We start from the raw sequence: 20,269 nt of genomic DNA on the forward strand, positions 1-20,269 counted from the left end.
CCGGTTCAGGCCGACTCGTTCGTAGAACCGCCGCATGACAAGAACGGCCGACGCGATCTCTCGCGTCGGCCGTTCTGTCATGGTGGCTGGGTGCTCAGGCGCCCGACCCCTCAGGGGCGGTCTGCGTCTTCGACTTCTCCTCGCGCACGGCTGGCTTGGCATCCACGCCGGCCTCCTTGCGCTGCTGCGGGGTGATCGCTGCGGGAGCCGCGGTCAGCGGATCGTAGCCATTCCCGGTCTTGGGGAAGGCGATGACCTCGCGGATCGAGTCCTCCTTCGCCAGCAGGGCAACGATCCGGTCCCAGCCGAAGGCGATGCCGCCATGGGGCGGGGCTCCGAACTGGAAGGCGTCCAGCAGGAAGCCGAACTTCTCCTGCGCGTCGTCCTCGGCGATGCCCATGACCTTGAACACGCGCTGCTGCACGGACTGGTCGTGGATACGGATCGAGCCGCCGCCGATCTCGTTGCCGTTGCACACGATGTCGTAGGCGTAGGCCAGCGCCGACCCCGGGTCGGTGTCGAAGGAGTCCATGAACTCCGGCTTCGGGGAGGTGAAGGCGTGGTGGACCGCGGTCCACGACCCCTCTCCCACTGCGACGTCGCCGGCGGCGCGGGCGTCGGCCGCAGGCTCGAACATCGGGGCGTCGACGACCCAGACGAACGCGAAGGCGTCGTGGTCGATCAGACCCAGGCGCTCGGCGATCTCGGCGCGGGCGGCCCCGAGCAGACCGCGCGAGGCCTTCGCCTCGCCGGCCGCGAAGAAGATGCAGTCACCGGTGGTGGCGCCGGTGGCCTCGAGCAGCCCTGCCTTCTCCGCCTCGGAGATGTTCTTGGAGACCGGGCCGGTGAGGGAGCCGTCCTCCTGGACCAGCACGTAGGCGAGCCCCTTGGCACCGCGCTGCTTGGCCCATTCCTGCCAGGCATCGAGCTGGCGGCGCGGCTGGGATGCCCCGCCCGCCATGACGACCGCGCCGACGTACGGCGACTGGAACACCCGGAACGGCGTGTCCTGGAAGTACTCGGTCATCTCGACCAGTTCGAGATCGAAGCGCAGGTCAGGCTTGTCCGAGCCATAGCGCCGCATCGACTCGGCGTAGGTGATCCGCGGGAACGGCGTGGTGACCTGATGGCCGCCCTTGGCCCAGACCGCGGTGAGGATCTCCTCGGCCAGCGCGAGCACGTCCTCCTGGTCCACGAAGCTCATCTCGACGTCGAGCTGGGTGAACTCGGGCTGGCGGTCGGCACGGAAGTCCTCGTCGCGGTAGCAGCGGGCGAGCTGGAAGTACTTCTCGACACCGCCGACCATGAGCAGCTGCTTGAACAGCTGCGGCGACTGCGGCAGCGCGTACCAGGAGCCGGGCGCGAGCCGCGCGGGCACCAGGAAGTCGCGGGCGCCCTCCGGCGTGGAGCGGGTCAGGGTCGGGGTCTCGACCTCGAGGAAGCCCTGGTCCAGGAGGGTGTCGCGGGCGGCACGGTTGACCTCGGAGCGCAGGCGCAGCGCCTTGGCCGGGCCCTGGCGGCGCAGGTCGAGGTAGCGATAGCGCAGTCGCGCCTCCTCGCCCACCTCGCTGTGCTCGTCGAGCTGGAAGGGCAGCGGGGCGGAGGCGCTGAGCACCTCGACGCTCTCGGCAGTGACCTCGATCTCGCCGGTGGGCAGCTGCGGGTTCTCATTGCCCTCGGGCCGCTTGCCGACCGTGCCCACGACCTTCAGGACGTACTCGTTGCGCAGGTGCATCGCTTCGTCCTCGCGCACCACCACCTGGGTGACGCCCCCGGCGTCGCGCAGATCGAGGAACGTCACGCCGCCGTGGTCACGGCGACGGCCGATCCAGCCAGAGAGGGTGACGGTCTGTCCGATGTGCTCCTGGCGGAGCTCACCGGCGGTATGGGTGCGCAGCACGAGGTGTCCTTCTGATGGGGTGAACAGGTCACGGCGCCGCGATGCTCGGAAGCAGGCAGCAGCCATCACGCAGATCGCGTGGACTCCTCACCTTACCGCGCAGCGTGAGGGATCTCGCCACCGCAGCACTGTTGCGCTGGCCATCACGCCCGTAGACTCGACGGCGGTACTACCTGCGAGATCGCAGGTCTGTTTCGCCCAAGTTCGCCTGAGCCGCATCATGCCACCGCATGTTCCTCGTTGCGCGAGATGCAGGGCGCCCACGCCCAATGAATGGGCAATCACGCCCTGCGACACGTTAGGGCTTGTTCACCCCCTGACTGTCAAAGGACACCATGACTGATTCCTCCCCTGCTGCTGCGCCCGAGAACATCGACGTGAACGTCGAAGAGGCCGAGCACGCCGCACCGGCCGCAGAGACTGCGCCGGACGCCGCGACCGCAGCTGAGACCGAGGCTGAGCCCCAGGCCGCCGCCGAGGCTCCTGCGGACGCTCCCGCCGAGCCCACCTCCGAGGCTCCGGCAGAGCCCGAGACCCCGGCAGAGCCCGAGGCCCCGGCGGGCCCCAGCTTCGACGACATCGCCCTGCCGGCCGCGCTGCGCCGGGCCGTCGATGAGCTCGGCTTCACCACCCCGTCGGCCATCCAGTCGCAGGCGATCCCGCCGCTGCTCGAGGGCCGCGACGTGATCGGCGTCGCCCAGACCGGCACCGGCAAGACCGCAGCCTTCGGCCTGCCCCTGCTGGCTGCGATCGACCCGAAGCTCCGTCAGGTGCAGGCCCTCGTGCTCGCCCCGACCCGCGAGCTGGCGATGCAGGTGGCCGACGCCATCGCGTCCTTTGCCACCTCAATCGGCGGTCTCGACGTGGTGGCGCTCTACGGCGGTTCCCCTTATGGGCCGCAGGAGCGAGCACTCGCCCGCGGTGCTCAGGTCGTCGTCGGCACCCCCGGCCGCGTGATGGACCACATGCGTCGCACCAACCTGCGCCTGGACACCATCCGCTTCGCCGTGCTGGATGAGGCCGACGAGATGCTGCGGATGGGCTTCGCGGAGGACGTCGAGGAGATCCTCTCCCACTCCCCCGCCAGCCGTCAGGTCGCACTGTTCTCGGCGACCATGCCTTCCGCCATCCAGCGTGTGGCCCAGACCCACATGAAGGACCCGGTGCGCGTGAGCGTGTCGCCGCAGTCCTCCACCGTCAAGAGCGTCACCCAGTCCTACGCCGTGGTGCCCTTCCGGCACCGCACCGGTGCGCTGGCCCGGGTGCTCGCCACGTCCAAGGCGGAGGCGGCGATCGTTTTCGTGCGGACCCGTGCCGCGGCGGAAGAGGTCGGCTCGGCCCTGGTGGGGCGTGGCCTGATCGCCGCCTCGATCAGCGGTGACGTTCCCCAGAAGGAGCGCGAGAAGATCGTCGAGCGGCTGCGCGAGGGTTCGCTGCAGGTGCTGGTCGCGACCGATGTCGCCGCTCGCGGCCTGGATGTCGAGCGGATCGGTCTGGTCGTCAACTTCGATGTGCCCAAGGAAGCCGAGTCCTATGTGCACCGCATCGGTCGCACCGGCCGAGCCGGTCGCACCGGTGAGGCGCTGACCTTCATCGGCCCCCATGAGCGGCGCCAGCTGAAGAACATCGAGCGAGCCACCAAGCAGACTCTCGCGGAAGCGGTCATCCCCTCTCCCCGCGACGTCTCCAAGCATCGTCTGGCCTCCCTGCTGACGCAGGTGCCCGAGCGCATCGAGCGCGGTCGGCTGGAGCTCTACCGCGAGCTGATCGGTGAGTTCGTCACCGAGCAGGGCCTGGACCCGCTGGAACTGGCCGCTGTGCTCGGAGCGATGACCGTCGGTGACGAGGGTCCCGGTTCTGCGTCCGAGGAAGAGGAGTTCACCCCCTCGAAGCTCTCGGGCGATGATCGTCAGGGCGACCGCGGTGACCGCGGCTCCCGCGAGCCCCAGAAGACGGAGCACGGCTACACCTCCTACAAGGTCGGAGTGGGCCACACCCACGGCGCACGGCCGCCCGGCATCGTCGGTGCGATCACCGGAGAGGGTGGCCTGACCGGCAAGGACATCGGCAAGATCCAGATCTTCCCGAGCTTCGCCCTGGTCCAGATCCGCGGCTCGCTCTCCTCGGAGCAGATGGAGCGGATCTCCCGCGCCAAGGTCGGTGGCCGCGAGCTGCGGATCGGGCCGGACAACGGTCCTCGCGGCAGCAGCGGCCCGCGCCGGGAGGGCGACCGTCCGTTCCGTCGCGATGATCGTCCGCGCCGTGACGACCGCGGGGATCGCGGGGGTCGCTTCGAGAACAAGCGCCGCCCGTTCCGCCGTTCCGAGGGCTGAGCTTCCGCTCGACGGAGCTGCTGACAGAGAAGGACCCCGCCACCGATTCTCGGTGGCGGGGTCCTTCTCTGTGGTCATCCGACGCGGTGGTCATCCGACACTGTGGTGATCAGACGTCGAGCGGGATTCTCAGTCCTGCTTCTCCTGCGCCTCGGAGTACGCCTTGCGCACCTCGTCCATGTCCAGGTTCTTGACCTGGCCGATGAGATCCTCGAGGGCGGACTGCGGCAGGGCACCGGCCTGGGAGAACACCGGGATGCCTTCGCGGTAGGCGACCAGGGTCGGGATCGAGGTCACGCCGTAGCGCATCGCCAGCTCCTGCTGGTCCTCGGTGTCAACTTTCGCGAAGGTGACGTCTTCGTGGGTCTCGGAGGAGTCCTCGAAGATCGGGGCGAAACGCTGGCACGGCACGCACCAGCCCGCCCAGAAGTCGATCAGGACGATGCCGTCCTCAACGGTGTTGTCGTGGTTCTCGGTGGTCAGAGTGAGCGTAGCCATACCGAATGGAACGCCGTGGCACCGAAGATCATTCCCTCAGCGCCACGGCGTGACTCAGCTCACCGAACGGTTCAGGAGCTGGGCATCCCCGGGCCGGGCAGGATGCGTACGGTGCGGTCCTCCGCCGGAGGCTCCCACGCCGCCGCATCGGCCACCGACTGCTCCCCGTTGCGGATGTCCTTGACCTCATCCGCGCCCCCGTCGGTGCCCGGGAACCAGATGAACGGGATGCCCCGGCGATCGGCGTAGCGGATCTGCTTGCCGAACTTCGCCGCGGCGGGGGCCACCTCGCAGGCGATCCCTCGTCCGCGCAGAGAACGAGCGACGGTGTCGCTGAGTCCGCGATGCTCCTCGTTGGCGACGGAGACCAGGACGCAGGTCGGCACTGCGCGAGAGGGCGTGGCGAGGTGCGCCGACAGCAACCGGGAGACCAGCCGGGACAGCCCGATCGACAGACCGACACCGGGATAGGTGTGGCGGTTGTCGGCGGCCAGCGAGTCATAGCGGCCACCGGAGCAGATCGAGCCGAGCGACTCATGCCCGGCCACGAAGGTCTCGAAGACGGTACCCGTGTAGTAGTCCAGACCGCGGGCGATGGAGAGGTCCGCCATGATCACCCCAGGCACTGCTGCCTCGACCCGCTCGAGGACCGCGGTGAGCTCGGCGATGCCCTGCTCGAGCATCTCGCCGCTGCCTCCGAGCTCTCGCACCTGCTGTGCGAAGGATCCGTCGCGGGTGCGGATCGCCGCGAAGTCGAGGCAGGCCTGCGCCTGCTCCGCCGTCGCGCCGGTCTCGGAGAGGAGCAGATCGCGCACCGCATCGGCGCCGATCTTCGGGAGCTTGTCGAGGCTGCGCAGCACCGCGGACTGGTCTTCGAGACCGATCGAGCGGAAGAAGCCCTCGGAGAGCCGCCGGGTGTTGGCGTGGATCGTGAACTGCGGCAGCGGGAGCCGGTCGAGGATCTCGGCCATCACCGTGGCGACCTCGGCCTCGATGTGCCCGGGCAGGGAGTCCTGCCCGATGACGTCGAGGTCGGCCTGATAGAACTCGCGGAACCGGCCGTCCTGGGGGCGCTCCCCCCGCCACACCTTCTGGATCTGGAAGCGGCGCAGCGGGAAAGCGAGGTCGTTCTGGTGTTCGAGCACGTACCGGGCCAGCGGAACCGTGAGATCGAAGTGGAGACCCAGGGTGCGGGAGCGGTCCTCTCGGCCGGCTGCAGCTCCGTCCTCCTCGGCATGCAGACGGCGCAGGACGTACACCTCCTTGTCGATCTCTCCCTTGCGCAGCAGCTGATCAAGCGGCTCGACGGCCCGAGTCTCGATGCCGGAGAAGCCGTGCAGCTCCGCCACTTCACGGAATACATCGATCACGTGCTGCTCGACGAGGCGCTCCGCGGGGAGCCACTCTGGGAATCCTGACAGGGCGGCGATCTTCGCCATGCGGTGCACATCCTTCTGGGGTGGGGCTTCTGGGGTGGGGCTGAGGGGCGGGGTATCTGACCCATTATCCCCTTGTCAGCGATCGTCGTATCGGGGAGCAGAACCGGTCCATCCCGATCCACCGGCCACGGTAGAGTTCCGTGACATGGTTCTCCCCGATTCCGGGGCATTCCATGTGCCAGCCCGGCCGTCACCATGGCGGCAGTGTCCCGCCCTGCAGCGGATCCCTTCGAAGGAGCTCAATCGTGAGCGAGTCCGAGACTCCCGTCCCCGCGTCGAACCCCGCCGCTCAGCCCGCCGAATCGGCCGCTGATCAGCCCTCGACCTTCCCGACCGCCCCAGATCCGGCGGTGACGGCCACCGACGCCGATGCGCCGGCCAGCTCTCCCGAGGCGGCCACCCCCGCAACAGAGGCGTCTGCCGAGAGCGGTGAGCCAGCAGTCGCCCCCGAGGCAGCCCCTGCGGAGCCCGCTGAAGCGCCCGCTCCCGCTGCGTCTGCTCCGAAGCCGCCGGTGCCGGGGGCACGGGGGGCGCGGCCGAAGCCCAGGATCCCCTCCCCCGCCGCGATCGCGGCGAAGAAGCCCAGCGCCGCGCTGCTGCCGGTCGCTCCGCCGGTCACCGAGTATGACGCCGAGCAGATCGCTGAGGCCGCGGCCTTCGGGTCGGTCGGCGAAGACGGCACCATCACGGTGCAGGACGGCACCCAGGTACGCACCGTCGGTTCAGCTGCGGAGCCGTCGGATGCTCAGGCCGCCCTCGAGCCCTTCGCTCGGGGCTACCTCGATCTGGTGGCCTTCCTCGACCTCACGCAGTCCACGCTGAATGCTCCCGAGCATACCCAGAACGAGCTCAACCGGCTCCTGGAGAATCTGCGCAAGAACCTCAAGGAGCCGCAGGTCGTCGGGGACATCCCGGCGCTGCGGGCCCGCGCCGCCGAACTGCGGGAACAGGCGAAGGAGAAGATCAAGGCCCTCGAGGCAGTGCGTACGGAAGGCCGTGAGGCTGCCGCCCATCAGCGCACCGAATTCGTCGAGTCCATCGAGGCGTTGGTCGCCACCGACCCTGAGCAGCTCTCCTGGAAGAACGCTGGCGACACCATGCGTCAGATGGTGCCCACCTGGAAGCAGATGCAATCCGAGGGAGTCGCCCTGGACCGTCCCACGGAGGAGGCTCTGTGGAAGCGGCTCTCCGCCGCGCGCGCCACCTTCGACCGGATGCGCAAGCAGTTCTTCTCGCAGCTGGATGAGAAGCACTCCGAGGCCGCCAAGGTCAAGGAGGATCTCATCACGCGCGCCGAGGCGATGCAGGAGTCCACCGACTGGGGCACGACCGTCCGTGCCTACAAGGATCTGATGGGCGAGTGGCGCAATGCGCCGCGCGGCGGTCGGAAGAAGGACGACGCCCAGTGGAAGCGGTTCAAGGCCGCCCAGGACACCTTCTTCTCGGCACGCAATGCCGATCTGCATGAGACCGAGGAGGAGCAGGGCAAGAACCTCCAGGTGAAGGAGTCGCTGCTGACCGAGGCCGAGGCGATCGACCCCGCCAAGGATCTCGAGGGAGCCAAGAAGGCGCTGCACTCCGTGCAGGACCGGTGGGAGGACGCCGGCAAGGTGCCGCGGGGAGACATGCGCCGCATCGATGACCGACTGCGCACCGTCGAGCGGGCGGTGAAGAACGCCGAGCAGGACGAATGGCGCCGCACCGATCCACGGACCAAGGCTCGGGTGGAGGGCGCCTCCTCGCAGCTGCACTCTGCGATCGCCTCCTATCAGGATGCGCTCGACAAGGCAGTCGCCGGCGGTGACCCGTCGAAGATCGCCGAGGCGGAGTCGGCGCTCGAAGCTCGCAAGGAGTGGCTCGCAGTGATCGAGCGTTCGGCCCGCGATCTCGGCTGACCCCTCCGGTCGTCAGCCGACGCCGGGCATCAGGCCACCGGCACCATGAGGAACGACTGTTCCTCCACCGCCCCGTCTGTCCACAAGGACAGGCGGGGCGATTGCCATCAGCCTCCGACCTTGCCAGAGTCGGCTCATGGAACTGCTCCTGCCCTCTCGCCGCACCGTCCCTCCCAGCGCCACCGGTCCACCCGCTGACTTCCCACCGCCGGGGCATGGTCTCGACCATGAACAGCCAGCTCTGACTTCGATCGGGTTGTGCGCCGCGTGGTCACGGCACGCCGCCGAGCTTGCGGTCCCCCTGGGGGCAGCCCTGCAGCGTTGGGAGGAGACCCCCTCGACCCACACTCTCGTGGCCGATGGCTATCTCGCCCGGATCCTGCCCGGCATCTTTCTCCCGCCGGATCTGCTGCGCAGCGCCGTGCGCAGAGCGCTCGCCCTCGGCTGTGCGTTGGGTGCTCAGCTGCAGGCCCATCACGTCATCGCTGGGCCTTCGGCGGCCTGGGTGGTACTAGGTGGACCGCCTCCGCCCTCTGCGGAGCTGCTCTCCCCCGCCCATCGCGGCGATCAGGCAGGTGTGGTGCTGCGGCACGCCAGGCTGCAGCCGGACGAAGTCGAGACGATCGGAGGGGCGCCGGTCACGATCCCGGTGCGCACGGCGATGGACCTGCTGAGGTTCGCTCCCTCATGGGTCGCCGAGCCGACGTTGCGGCGGCTGGTCGCAGCGGGCCATGTGCAGGTTCCGCAGATTCGTCAGCGGCTGCACCGCATGTACCGACACCCCGGTGTGCACGCGGCCAGGGAGCGGCTCGAGCAGATGCTCGGAGATCAGCGGGAGACCAGCGGGGTGCCGGAACCCACCGGTTTGCCGTCGGCCGTGACCCGGTACACGTCGTAGACGCCCTCGATGCGCCGCACCTGCGCGAGGACCGACTGCAGATGGGAGGGATCAGCGAGCTCGAAGGAGAAGAAGGTGGTGGCCAGGCGATCGGTGTTCGAGTGAGCGGAGGCCGACTGCAGGTTCACCTGCTGCTCCGAGATCACCAGCGCGAGATCGGTGAGCAGGCGGGGCCGATCAAGGGCCTCGACCTTGATATGCACCAGATAGGCCGTGCTGTGCCGCCCCGACCATGCGACCTGCACGATCCTGTCCGGCTGCTGCTCCTGGAGCTGGATCGCGTTGACGCAGCTGTCGTGGTGGACCGAGATCCCGGACCCCCGGGTGATGAACCCGACGATCGGATCCCCCGGAACCGGGGCGCAGCACTTCGCGAGCTTGACCCACAGATCGGCGTGCCCATCGACGATGACGCCCTGATCGGACTCGGAGGTATGCCGCTCCGCCCGGCTGCCGCGAGGTCGAACCCGTGAGGGCAACGTGATCTCCGCGAGATCCTCTGCCGCGCCGTCGGAGCCCCCGAACGATGCTCGCAGTTTCTCCACCACATGCTGTGCGCCCGTGTGCCCCTCACCGATCGAGGTGTACAGCGCATCGACGGAGGCGAGGTTGAGGTCGTCTGCGACGGTGGCGAGGGTCTCGTGGGTCAGCAGCCGGCGCATCGGCAGATCCTGCCTCCGCAGTGCCTTCGCCAGCTCTTCCTTGCCCTTCTCGAGAGCCTCCTCCCGTCGCTCCTTCGAGAACCAATGACGGATCTTGCTGCGCGCCCGCGGCGACTTCACGAAGCCGAGCCAGTCCTGGCTCGGGCCGGCATCGTCGGACTTCGAGGTGAAGACTTCGACGACATCGCCGGTCGAGAGGGAGGACTCCAACGACACGAGCCGACCGTTCACCCGCGCGCCGATGGTGCGGTGGCCCACCTCGGTGTGGACTGTGTAGGCGAAGTCGACGGGAGTCGCGCCCTGAGGCAGCGCCAGCACATCACCCTTGGGGGTGAAGACGTAGACCTCCTGAGTATTGATCTCGAAACGGAGCGAGTCCAGGAACTCCCCCGAGTCGGTGGTCTCCTTCTGCCAGTCCATGAGCTGGCGCAGCCAGGCCGCATCGTTGGTGATCGGGGTGTCCTCCGCACCACCCTGCTGAGCGGCCATCGCCTTGTACTTCCAGTGAGCGGCCACCCCGTATTCGGCGCGTCGGTGCATCTCCCGGGTGCGGATCTGGATCTCGACCGGTTTGCCGGTGGGACCGATCACCGTGGTGTGCAGGGACTGGTACAGATTGAACTTCGGCAGGGCGATGTAGTCCTTGAACCGGCCCTGGACCGGTGACCACCGGGCATGCAGGGTTCCGAGCACTCCGTAGCAGTCCCTGACCGAGTCCACCAGCACCCGTATCCCGACAAGGTCGTAGATGTCGGAGAAGTCGCGGCCCCGGACGATCATCTTCTGATAGATCGAGTAGTAGTGCTTGGGCCGGCCAGTGACCTCAGCCTTGATCTTCGCCTTGCGAAGGTCCTCGTTGATCTGGGAGGAGACGCTGGAGAGATACTGCTCGCGAGCTGGCGCGTGCTGGGTGACCAGGGCGACGATCTCCTCGTACACCTTGGGGTAGAGCACCTGGAAGGAGCGGTCCTCGAGCTCCCATTTCATGGTGTTCAGGCCCAGCCGGTGCGCCAGCGGGGCATAGATCTCCAGGGTCTCCTTCGCCTTCCGCTCAGCGGAGGCTGCGGGGACATACTTCCAGGTGCGGGCGTTGTGGAGACGATCGGCGAGCTTGATCAGCAGCACCCGCACATCGCGGCTCATCGCCACGATCATCTTCCGCACGGTTTCGGCCTGTGCGGCCTCCCCGTAGGTGACCTTGTCGAGCTTGGTGACCCCATCGACCATCACGGCGATGACCTCACCGAATTCGGCACGGAGCTGTTCCAGCGAGTAGTCGGTGTCCTCGACGGTGTCGTGGAGCAGCGCCGCCGCGACCACCTCAGCGGGAGATCCGAGCTCCCCCAGGATCGTCGCGACCGAGATCGGATGAGTGATGTAGGGATCGCCGCTCTTGCGGGTCTGCCCTCGGTGAGCGCGTTCAGCGACGGTGTACGCCCGCCGGATGACCTCGAGGCTCTCCTTCGGGCTCACCGCTGTCATCGTCTCGAGCAGCGGAGCCAGCAGCGGGTCCACTCCGGCGCCTGCCCGGGGGGTGAAGAACGACAGTCGCGAGCGGGCACGGCGCGGCGCCGGTGAGGGGGTACGCGACGAAGGGACGGGCTTCGCCGGTGACGAACTGCCCTGATCGCCCGGCCCGGCACCGTCTGCCTTGGCCGGCTGGGATGCTGGCTGCTGCGACATGCACACCTCCTGGCTGGGAAGCTTCAGTCTACGCGCGGGTCACCGAGGTGCGGACGCTCTCCGCTCCGGAGTCCCGCCACCGTGCGACCGTGGTGCGCGCGCAGTGGCGGAGCAGTCGGCGGGATCAGTTGTCGAGGGTCCACACCGTCGACAGCGGCACTCCCGGCAGCTTCCCGCGACCGCCCAGCCCGTCGAGCTCGATGAGGAACGATGCGCCGAGGATCTCGACATCGAAGCGCCGGGCCAGCTCGACGGTCGCCGCCGCCGTGCCTCCGGTGGCCAGCAGGTCATCGACGATGAGAGTGCGGGCTCCGGCGCGCAGAGAGTTCTCGGGAAGCTGGATCTCCGCGGTCCCGTACTCGAGGTCATAGGTGAGCCCTGCGGGGCTTCCCGGGAGCTTCCCCGCCTTGCGTGCCGGGATGAAGCCGGCACCGATCTCATAGGCCAGCGGCGCGCCGAGGACAAAGCCCCGCGCCTCGGTCCCCACGATGTATTCGACATCCTCGGGGATCAGAGTGGTCCAGTAGCGGATCACTGCACGCAGGGCTTCGGCATCACGCAGCAGGGGCGTGATGTCCCGGAACAGCACCCCGGGGCTCGGGAAGTCCGGGTATTCGGCGATGTGGGTATGCAGCAGCGCGTCGATCTGTGCTGCGCTGGGTACGGCGTCGCTCATCGGTGTCCTCCCCTGGTGGTGCTGCGCTGACGACGGTTCGAGCGGCGAGGCTGATGACGCTCGTGGGTGACCGCCGGGTCGGAGTCCCTGCTGGACCCCACGGTGTCCTCTGTGGACGAGTCGTCCGTCTCGAGACTCCCGAGCTCCGGATCCGCTGAGTCCGCGAGAGCGCGCGTGCGACGGCTCCCCGCGGGCGCCTCGGCGCTTTCGCCCCGACGCTCCCGCAGCACCTCAGCGTTGTGGGCGGCGATCTCCGGCTCGCGGCTGCGCAGCTCCACCAGGAACCCCGGCGCGAGGAAGATCGAGGAATAGGTACCGGCGATGATGCCGATGAACAGCGCCAGGGAGATGTCCTTGAGCGTGCCGGCGCCGAGCAGGAAGGCACCGATGACAAGGATCGACCCGATCGGCAGCAGCGCCACCACCGAGGTGTTGATAGAGCGCACCAGGGTCTGGTTCGCGGCCAGCTCCACCTGGTCGGCAAAGGTGTTCCGTCGTTGGCGGGTGAGGCCGTCGGTGTTCTCCCGGACCTTGTCGAAGACGACGATCGTGTCGTAGAGCGAGTAGCCCATGACGGTGAGGAAGCCGATCACTGTGCCCGGCGTGATCTCGAAGCCCACCACCAGATACACGCCTGCGGTGATCAGCATGTCGTGCACCAGCGCACTCATCGCGGCCAGGGAGGCTTTGAGGTTGCGGAAGTACAGGGCCATCATCCCGGCGACCAGCACCAGGAACACGACGACGCCCTGGAGCATCTTCTGGGTGACGTCACCGCTCCACACCGGACCGATGTAAGAGGTGGAGATCGCCTCCGGGGAGACCTCGTAGGCGGTGGCGAGGTCCTGTGCGAGGGCGGCGGTCTCTGTCGAATCCAGCTGCTCGGTCTGCACCCGCACGGTGTCCTGGCCGAGCACGGTGATCTTCGGCTCGCGGTCAGGAAGGTGATCGCGGACCACATCGCGGGCGGAGCTCTGCTCGGTGTCCGAGACCCCGGCGATCTGGAACTCGGAGCCGCCGGTGAACTCGATGCCGAGGTTCGGTCCGCGCAGGCCGGCCAGGGCGGCGAGCACGATGATGCTGATCGCGCTGATCAGGTACCAGGTCTTCCGTCGGCGCACCAGCGGGATGATTCGCCGCCCCGCATGGAGGTCGTTGCCGAATCGGGCGAAGCTCGCGGTCATCGGCTCTGCTCCTCGGTGTCGTCGTCGCCGGCCACCGGCCGGTCCACGGGGTCGGGTGTCGCCAGCCCGGGCTCGTCGTGGGCGTTCTGCCCGCTCCCTGGGAGAGCTGCCTGCTCTGCGGCTTCCCGCTCGAGGCGTGCACGGCGCACCGCGATCGGCTCCCGCACCTCGTCCTCAGGGGTGCCACGGCCACGACCGGTGCGCGCACCGGCCAGCCGCACCCGGCCACGTCCGGCGTAGGCCGGTACGTCACGGTCCAGTCGTGCCGGGTCCAGTCCGCTCCAGGGATGCCCCTTGCCGAAGAACCGAGTGCGCGCCAGCGCTTGCAGCATGGGGTGGGTGAACAGGAAGACGACCAGCAGGTCGAGCACAGTGGTCAGCCCCAGCACGAAGGCGAAGCCGCGCACACCGCCGGTGGACAGCAGATAGAGCACCACGGCGGCGATCAGGTTCACCGTGTCGGAGGCGAGGATCGTGCGCTTAGCGCGATCCCAGCCATGGTCCACCGCCGCAACGATCCCGCGACCTTCCCGAATCTCGTCACGCACGCGCTCGAAGTAGACGATGAACGAGTCTGCGGTGAAGGCGATCGCGACGATCAGTCCCACCACACCGGCCAGTGAGAGCCGGTACCCGATATCGGGGATGTTCGACAGCACCGTGAGCGTGCCGTACGTCAGCAGGCCCATGATCAGCAGGCTCGACGTGGTGACGATCGAGAGCAGGCGGTACTGGGCGAAGGCGTACAGCACCACCAGCGCCAGGCCGATGAGACCGGCGATCAAGCCCATCTGCAGCTGGTCCGCGCCGAGTGTGGCGGAGATCTGCTGCTCGGAGGCGACCTCGAATTCGAGCGGAAGAGCACCGAACCGGAGCTGGTCGGAGAGCTGGCTCGCCTCTTCCTGCGAGAAGTTGCCGGAGATCGAGGCTTCACCACCGGGTGAAGGCTCCTGCACCTCGGGCGCGGAGATGACCAGACCATCCAGCACGATGCCGAAGGCCGCGGTCGCGCCCTCCCCGCCGTAGAGAGCCTTGGTCATCTCGGAGAACCCAGTCGCGGCGCTCTCGTTGAAGCTCATGTTCACGACGTAGTAGCCGGTGGCCTGCCCGGTGGGAGTGACGTCCGAGGCCACCCCGGAATTCTCGATTGCGGAACCGGCGACGACCTCGGGGCCGAGCAGATACTTCGCGGTGCCGTTCGGATCGCACGCCACGACCGGCTCGTCGGGCTCTGCCGCAGCGGCCCGTTCCTGCTGTGCGGCAGGGTCCACGCAGTCGGCGCTCATCAGCTCGGTCTGGAGCTCCGGGGTGAGCCAGTCCATGCTCCAGGCCGGGTAGGGAAGATCGCCCGCGGCGGGCGCAGGTGGTGGAGCGAGCGCGGAGTCCTCGCTGAGCAGTCCATCGAACAGGTGCTGAGACGGATCAGCGGGAGCAGTCGAGGTCTCCCCGCCAGCATCAGAGGCCGCTCCGCCGCCATCAGAGGCGTCTCCCCCGCCGTCGGAGGGCATCGGCTCTCCGTTGCCCTCCGGCGCCACCACGCCGAGCACAGGTCGGAACGACATCGAGGCGGTCTGCCGGACAGCCTCAGAGGTCGCCTGATCGAGCTGGCCCGGGACATCGATGATGATGTTGGTGCCGCCCTGCACGGTGATCTCCGTCTCCGCGACCCCCATGGCGTTGACCCGCTGGCTCATGATCTGGCGCGCCTGCTCCATGGCGGTGGCGTCGATGGCCGAGCCATCACGGGACTGCGCCTGGAGGATGATCTGGGTCCCGCCCTCGAGGTCGAGGGCGAGTTTGGGGGCTGGCTGCCAGTCGCCCTTCCAGACCCCGGCACCGATCCCGCCGCCGAGCAGCAGAATCAGCACCGCGAGGGCCGCGAGGGCTATGCGACGTGCGGGCATGGTGCGAAGTTCCTCAGGACGGCGGACGGGCGGAGATCAGAAGCGCAGACCGTGAACGGGCTGCGCAGAAGTGATGCTGCGGTGGCTCAGCGGTCGTCGCGGCGCGGGTCGTCGCTGCTGAGGTCCTCATCAGCGACGGTCACGCCGGGGATGACGCGAGCATCGTCGGCCTCGAGGCTCTGCTCGTCCTCGGAGTCGGCAGGGAGCTCTTCGACGGGATCGACGCTCTGGGCGATCGCCTGACGGGCCCACTTCGTCTGGGCGCCGTTCTCGGACTCGAGGATGACGATGTCATCGTAGGAGTCGATGATCAGGCCGTAGAAGCCCGAATGGGTGCGCACCTCATCACCGACGCCGAGCTCCTTGACGAGGTCCCTCTGCTTCTGCTGCATCTTCTTCTGGCGGTTCGACATGAACAGCAGCGGCAGCATCATGACAGCGAAGATGAGCAGGAGAGGAAGAAGTTCCACGAGGTTCCTTTCGGCGGACGACCCCTCACGATGCTGTTGCACGGATCGGGACCTGCCGCGGACGATTGACCGCCCCACTGTACCCGCCGGGGCGCGGCTCACCTCTCAGGGGTGAGGGGAGGATCATCGAGGGTCAGAAGCGGCCGAGCATGGGCGCCACGCCTCCCGGGCCTTCCGGCGCTTCGAGACCCAGGTGGGCCCACGCTGCCGGTGCTGCGGCACGACCTCGCGGGGTGCGCAGCAGGAAGCCCTCTCGCACCAGATAGGGCTCGACCATGGTCTCGACCGTCTCGGTCTCCTCCCCCACGGCGACTGCGAGGGTGGACAGTCCCACCGGCCCGCCTGCGAACCGGCCGCACAGCGCGGAGAGCACTGCGCGGTCCAGGCGATCCAGCCCCCGCTCGTCCACCTCATAGACACGAAGAGCCTCCTTCGCAGCGTCGAGGTCGAGACGCCCGGTGCCGCGCACCTGAGCCCAGTCCCGCACCCGGCGCAGCAGCCGGTTGGCGATGCGCGGCGTGCCCCTGGCGCGAGAGGCGATCTCGATCCCTGCTGCGTCCTCGAGCTCGATCTCGAGCCGCAGCGCAGAGCGGCGCACCACCTCTCGCAGCTCCTCGACGCCGTAGAAGTCGAGATGACCCATGAAGCCGAAACGATCGCGCAGCGGCGCCGGGAGCAGACCGGCCCGGGTCGTGGCACCGACCACCGTGAACGGAGGCAGGTCCAGGGGGATCGACGTCGCACCCACCCCCTTGCCGACGATCACGTCGACCCGGAAGTCCTCCATCGCGATGTAGAGCATCTCCTCAGCGGGGCGCGCGAGGCGGTGGATCTCATCGATGAACAGGACCTCGCCCTCATCGAGTGAGGAGAGGATCGCGGCCAGGTCGCCGGCATGCTGGACTGTCGGGCCCGAGGTGATCCGCAGCGGGGCGGACAGCTCGGCGGCGATGATCATCGCCAGCGTGGTCTTGCCGAGTCCCGGCGGGCCGGAGAGCAGCACGTGCTCCGGGGGCCTGCCTCGGGCGGCGGCGGCATCGAGGACCAGGGACAGCTGATCGCGGACGACCTGCTGGCCCACGAACTCGTCGAGCCTGCGTGGCCGCAGCGCAGCCTCCGCGGCGCGTTCCGGCGGCACCGACTCGGCGCTGGTCACCGATGGAGCGTCCGGTTCGTTCATCGGTGGCCTCCGAGGTCCCGCAGCGCCTGGCGGAGAAGTTCCGCGGAGCCGAGCTGCGCCCCGCCCACCGTGCGGGCGGACTCGACGGCGGCGATCGCCGCCTTCTCCGCCCAGCCGAGGCCCACCAGTGCGTCGATGACGTCAGCGTCGGCGCCCTGAGGGGTGTGCGAGGCCGCGGAGGCATCGGTGGACGAGGTGGTGGGCGCGGGCAGCTTGCCACCGAGCTCGAGCAGCATGCGACTGGCGACCTTGGGTCCGATGCCGGGGGTCCGGGTGAGCGCTTTGGCGTCCTGCTCGGCGACGGCGCGTCGCAGCGCCTCGGGCGCGAGCACCGCCAGCACTGCGAGCGCGGTGCGGGGCCCGATCCCGGAGACGGATTGCACGATGCGGAAGGTCTCAGCTTCTTCCGCGTGGGGGAATCCGTAGAGCGTCATCGAATCCTCCCGCACCACCAGTTCGGTGTGCAGGGTGAGTTCGGCGCCGTGCCGGGTGGCGCTGAGCGCCTCAGGGGTGGTGCGGACGAGATACCCGATCCCGGCCACCTCCAGCACGAGGGAGTCCAGGTCGATGCGGGCGACTCGCCCGGTCAGGGATGCGATCACGCGCTCAGCCTAGAACACCTGTTCGATCAGTGACGGGAGGAGGAGCGTTCCCGGGCGCGTCGCGCCTCACGCTCCGCTCGTGCCCACACCGCCTGCGCACTGGTGCGTGCTCCCCCACCGGAATCCAGCGCCACCGGGCCGGGGCCGCGCCAGAGCTGGGTCAGCGCGATCGCCACCGCATCGGAGGCGTCGGCCGGCTGCGGTGCGGCGTCGAGCCCCAGCAGCTTGATCAGCATCGTCTGGATCTGCTTCTTGTCCGCCCGCCCGCTGCCGGTCACGGCCGCCTTCACCTCGGAGGGGGTGTGCATCGCGACGGAGATGCCGCGCTCGGCGGCTTCCAGCAGGGCGATGCCCGAGACCTGTGCGGTGCCCATGACAGTGGAGATGTTGTTCTGGCTGAAGACCCGCTCGACGGCGACGGTGTCGGGCCCGAACTCCTCCAGCGCGGCCCGGAGTCCCCGCGCGATCGTCAGCAGGCGCTGGTCGAGCGGGGAATCCGCCGAGGAGACGATCACTCCGGCATGGACGAGCTTCGCGCGCCGGCCGCCGAGAGCGTCGACGACTCCGATTCCGCAGCGGGTCAGCCCGGGATCGACTCCGAGCACGCGCAGGGTGGTCATAGGGCGCTCCGTGCGGCGGACGGCGCGTCCCCGCTGCTGAGGGCCGCGCCGTCCACGGGAGTCACTCGGCGTCCGCGAGCTGGGCTGCGACGTCTTCGGGGATCTCGAGATTCGAGAAGACGTTCTGGACGTCGTCATTGTCCTCGAGCGCCTCGATGAGGCGCAGTGCCTTCTGTGCACCCTCAAGATCCACCGGGGTGCGCATGGTGGGCACGAACTGCGCCTCTGCGCTGTCGTAGTCGATGCCTGCCTCCTGCAGCGCGGTGCGCACGGCCACCACGTCGGTGGCTTCGGAGAGGATCTCGAAGGTCTCGCCCTCGTCGTTGATCTCCTCGGCGCCGGAGTCGAGGACCACCTCGAGGAGCTCGTCCTCGCTGTGCTCGCCCTTGGTGATGGCGACGACGCCCTTGCGCTCGAACAGATAGGACACCGAGCCGGATTCCGCCATGTTGCCGCCATTGCGGTTGAAGGCGAGCCGGACCTCGGAGACGGCGCGATTCTTGTTGTCCGTGAGGCACTCGACCAGGATCGCGACGCCGCCCGGGGCATAGCCCTCGTACATCAGCGTCTCGTAGTCGACGCTGTCTCCATCGAGACCACCACCGCGCTTGACGGCACGGTCGATGTTGTCGTTGGGGACAGAGGTCTTCTTCGCCTTCTGGATGGCGTCGACGAGGGTGGGGTTGCCAGCTGGGTCGGGACCACCCATGCGCGCTGCGACTTCGATGTTCTTCACCAGCTTGGCGAAGAGCTTGCTCCGCCTGCCATCGGTGATGGCCTTCTTATGCTTGGTGGTCGCCCACTTGGAATGCCCTGCCATCTTTCTCCTCCCGACTCTGCCGCCGAACGGCGGCGAATTGCCATCCCATTCTAGGCCAGGGCGGGAATGCTCCCAGAACGGGCCCAGGGGACGCGGCCCCGGGGCCCCGCACGGCGGCCGACGGGACCTGTTCAGCCCCGCACGACGGGCGCGGTGAGCGAGCCGATCAGACGGCGGTCGGCAGTGATCGTCTCGAGGAGCTCGCGCTCGCGCGCCCGTGTCTTCGTGCCCGGCTTCCCGAACAGCACGCTGTGCCGTTCGATGCCGAGCGCGATCGAGCTGCGGATCAGATCACGCATCGCCATGCGGGAAACGGCCCCGTGACGCGCTGCCCAGCGCTCGGCGCGTCGGCGAGCCCGCATCGAGACCAGCAGCTCCACCTCGTCGGGGGAGAACCAGCCGGCCCTTCCGTATTCCGCGAGCTGGCGACGCAGGATGCGCTTCTCCCGCAACCGCAGGAAGAGCACGATCGCCACCAGCAGCACGAAGATGGGCACCTGCACCGTCACGTAGTAGCGCAGGAAGCCCGCCATGGGCTCCGCGGGGTCGACCGGGATGAAGAAGGTCGAACCGTTCCAGAGCGCATGCAGCACCATGCCCAGCGACAGGCCGCCTGCACCGAGTCCGAAGTAGAGCATCAGCGATCGTCGTTCAGCGGCGATCCCCAGGCCCAAGCCGCAGAGGGCGGTGAAGGAGACGTGGGCGAAGGGTGAGAGGACACCGCGCAGGAAGAACGTCTGCCAGAAGACCGCGATCTCACCAGCGGCCTGCGCCTGGTGGAACGAATTGCCGAAGTAGAGGATGTTCTCGGTGAAGGCGAAACCTCCGGCGATCAGCGCCGCGTAGACCACGCCGTCGATCGGGCCGGCGATATAGCGGCGCCCCCAGATCAGCAGGCCGATCATCCCGGCGCTCTTCATGCCCTCTTCGATCACCGGCGCCTGGATCACAGCGCCCAGGAACGAATCGATCAGCTGGTTGGTCTCCGTCGGGGTGATCCAGGACGTGAAGTACCCGCCGAACCAGAGGGTCAGCAGGACCGAACCGATGGCTCCCCAGGCGAAGGCGTAGACGAGCGACATCCGAGGTTGTGGGGTATAACGATCGATCCACCAGACCGCTCCGAGGACCAGAGCCACCGGAACCAGGGCTGCGGTGAAGGCGACCAGCGAGGTGCCGAACCCCAGCGGGAGGATGACGAAGAAGTACAGCGCCAGCGCCGAGACCGCGAGCCCGAGGAAGGACAGCGCGAACAGGACCCAGCGCACCCAGGGGCGTCGCCGCTTCGTGCGCAGTGACTTCCCCTCCCCCATCTGCCCGGGAGCTCGAGGATCCACCCGCTCGACGTCATAGCCGTAGGGGTCGCCCGAGCGGGACGGCGGGGCCGCGTGGGGTGGAGCGCCGGTCATGCTCGTCACGGTCGGTCCCGCCTCTCCCCCGGTCGGTGCGGCCGCTGCGTCCGCTGTCCGGAGGCATCACGGTTCAGCATCGGCACGGCCTCGGTC

General features: G+C 68.4%; 16 protein-coding genes. 3 read left to right on the top strand and 13 right to left on the bottom strand.

Going from position 1 to position 20,269, the window contains the following annotated elements:
* Positions 1-94: 94 nt before the first annotated feature.
* Positions 95-1,900 (bottom strand): aspartate--tRNA ligase, encoded by a 1,806-nt coding sequence (gene aspS / locus ABD893_RS12625; RefSeq protein WP_345080615.1) that lies wholly within the window; start codon positions 1,898-1,900, stop codon positions 95-97.
* Positions 1,901-2,235: 335 nt separating this feature from the next.
* On the opposite strand from aspS, the gene ABD893_RS12630 reads away from it, so the two are divergent.
* Positions 2,236-4,233, top strand: coding sequence for a DEAD/DEAH box helicase (locus ABD893_RS12630; RefSeq protein WP_345080618.1), 1,998 nt, complete (start codon positions 2,236-2,238; stop codon positions 4,231-4,233).
* Between the two features lie 129 nt (positions 4,234-4,362).
* Here ABD893_RS12630 and trxA read toward each other — a convergent pair whose 3' ends face one another.
* Complete coding sequence (gene trxA, locus ABD893_RS12635) at positions 4,363-4,731, bottom strand: thioredoxin (protein WP_345080621.1); 369 nt, start codon at positions 4,729-4,731, stop codon at positions 4,363-4,365.
* Positions 4,732-4,802: 71 nt separating this feature from the next.
* Positions 4,803-6,170, bottom strand: a complete 1,368-nt coding sequence (hisS, locus tag ABD893_RS12640; protein WP_345080624.1) for a histidine--tRNA ligase — start codon at positions 6,168-6,170, stop codon at positions 4,803-4,805.
* A 245-nt stretch (positions 6,171-6,415) separates the two neighbouring features.
* Here hisS and ABD893_RS12645 point away from each other — a divergent pair, with 245 nt between their 5' ends.
* Together ABD893_RS12645 and ABD893_RS12650 are read left to right on the top strand one after the other, a co-directional pair.
* Positions 6,416-8,065: a DUF349 domain-containing protein gene (locus ABD893_RS12645; RefSeq protein WP_345080627.1), complete on the top strand. Its 1,650-nt coding sequence runs from the start codon at positions 6,416-6,418 to the stop codon at positions 8,063-8,065.
* A 136-nt stretch (positions 8,066-8,201) separates the two neighbouring features.
* Positions 8,202-8,963 (top strand): hypothetical protein, encoded by a 762-nt coding sequence (locus tag ABD893_RS12650; RefSeq protein ID WP_345080630.1) that lies wholly within the window; start codon positions 8,202-8,204, stop codon positions 8,961-8,963.
* Here the strand turns inward: ABD893_RS12650 and ABD893_RS12655 are convergent.
* The 10 genes from ABD893_RS12655 to ABD893_RS12700 form a co-directional block, all read right to left on the bottom strand.
* Positions 8,894-11,308, bottom strand: coding sequence for a RelA/SpoT family protein (locus ABD893_RS12655; RefSeq protein WP_345080633.1), 2,415 nt, complete (start codon positions 11,306-11,308; stop codon positions 8,894-8,896). The two genes, ABD893_RS12650 and ABD893_RS12655, sit on opposite strands and share 70 nt — an antisense overlap.
* A gap of 124 nt (positions 11,309-11,432) precedes the next feature.
* The gene (locus tag ABD893_RS12660; protein WP_345080636.1) at positions 11,433-11,984 is read right to left on the bottom strand and encodes an adenine phosphoribosyltransferase; all 552 of its coding nucleotides are present in this window, start codon (positions 11,982-11,984) and stop codon (positions 11,433-11,435) included.
* Complete coding sequence (gene secF / locus ABD893_RS12665) at positions 11,981-13,168, bottom strand: protein translocase subunit SecF (RefSeq protein ID WP_345080639.1); 1,188 nt, start codon at positions 13,166-13,168, stop codon at positions 11,981-11,983. Before secF ends, ABD893_RS12660 begins: the two co-directional genes overlap by 4 nt.
* Entirely contained in the window at positions 13,165-15,072 is a 1,908-nt protein-coding gene (gene secD, locus ABD893_RS12670; protein ID WP_345080642.1) for a protein translocase subunit SecD, read from the bottom strand. Before secD ends, secF begins: the two co-directional genes overlap by 4 nt.
* Before the next feature lie 86 nt (positions 15,073-15,158).
* On the bottom strand, positions 15,159-15,542 hold the full coding sequence (yajC, locus tag ABD893_RS12675; protein ID WP_345080645.1) for a preprotein translocase subunit YajC: 384 nt from the start codon (positions 15,540-15,542) through the stop codon (positions 15,159-15,161).
* Between the two features lie 133 nt (positions 15,543-15,675).
* A complete protein-coding gene (ruvB, locus tag ABD893_RS12680) occupies positions 15,676-16,722 on the bottom strand; it encodes a Holliday junction branch migration DNA helicase RuvB (protein ID WP_345080648.1) in 1,047 nt (348 codons plus the stop codon).
* Positions 16,719-17,324, bottom strand: coding sequence for a Holliday junction branch migration protein RuvA (gene ruvA / locus ABD893_RS12685; protein ID WP_345080651.1), 606 nt, complete (start codon positions 17,322-17,324; stop codon positions 16,719-16,721). The genes ruvB and ruvA overlap by 4 nt, the downstream gene beginning before the upstream one ends.
* Positions 17,325-17,350: 26 nt before the next feature.
* Entirely contained in the window at positions 17,351-17,944 is a 594-nt protein-coding gene (gene ruvC / locus ABD893_RS12690) for a crossover junction endodeoxyribonuclease RuvC (RefSeq protein ID WP_345080655.1), read from the bottom strand.
* A gap of 61 nt (positions 17,945-18,005) precedes the next feature.
* Positions 18,006-18,764: a YebC/PmpR family DNA-binding transcriptional regulator gene (locus tag ABD893_RS12695; RefSeq protein WP_345080658.1), complete on the bottom strand. Its 759-nt coding sequence runs from the start codon at positions 18,762-18,764 to the stop codon at positions 18,006-18,008.
* Positions 18,765-18,895: 131 nt separating this feature from the next.
* On the bottom strand, positions 18,896-20,173 hold the full coding sequence (locus ABD893_RS12700) for a PrsW family intramembrane metalloprotease (protein WP_345080661.1): 1,278 nt from the start codon (positions 20,171-20,173) through the stop codon (positions 18,896-18,898).
* Positions 20,174-20,269: the final 96 nt, after the last annotated feature.

It is taken from the genome of Brachybacterium paraconglomeratum (assembly GCF_039541415.1).
Taxonomy (GTDB): Bacteria; Actinomycetota; Actinomycetes; order Actinomycetales; family Dermabacteraceae; genus Brachybacterium; species Brachybacterium paraconglomeratum_A.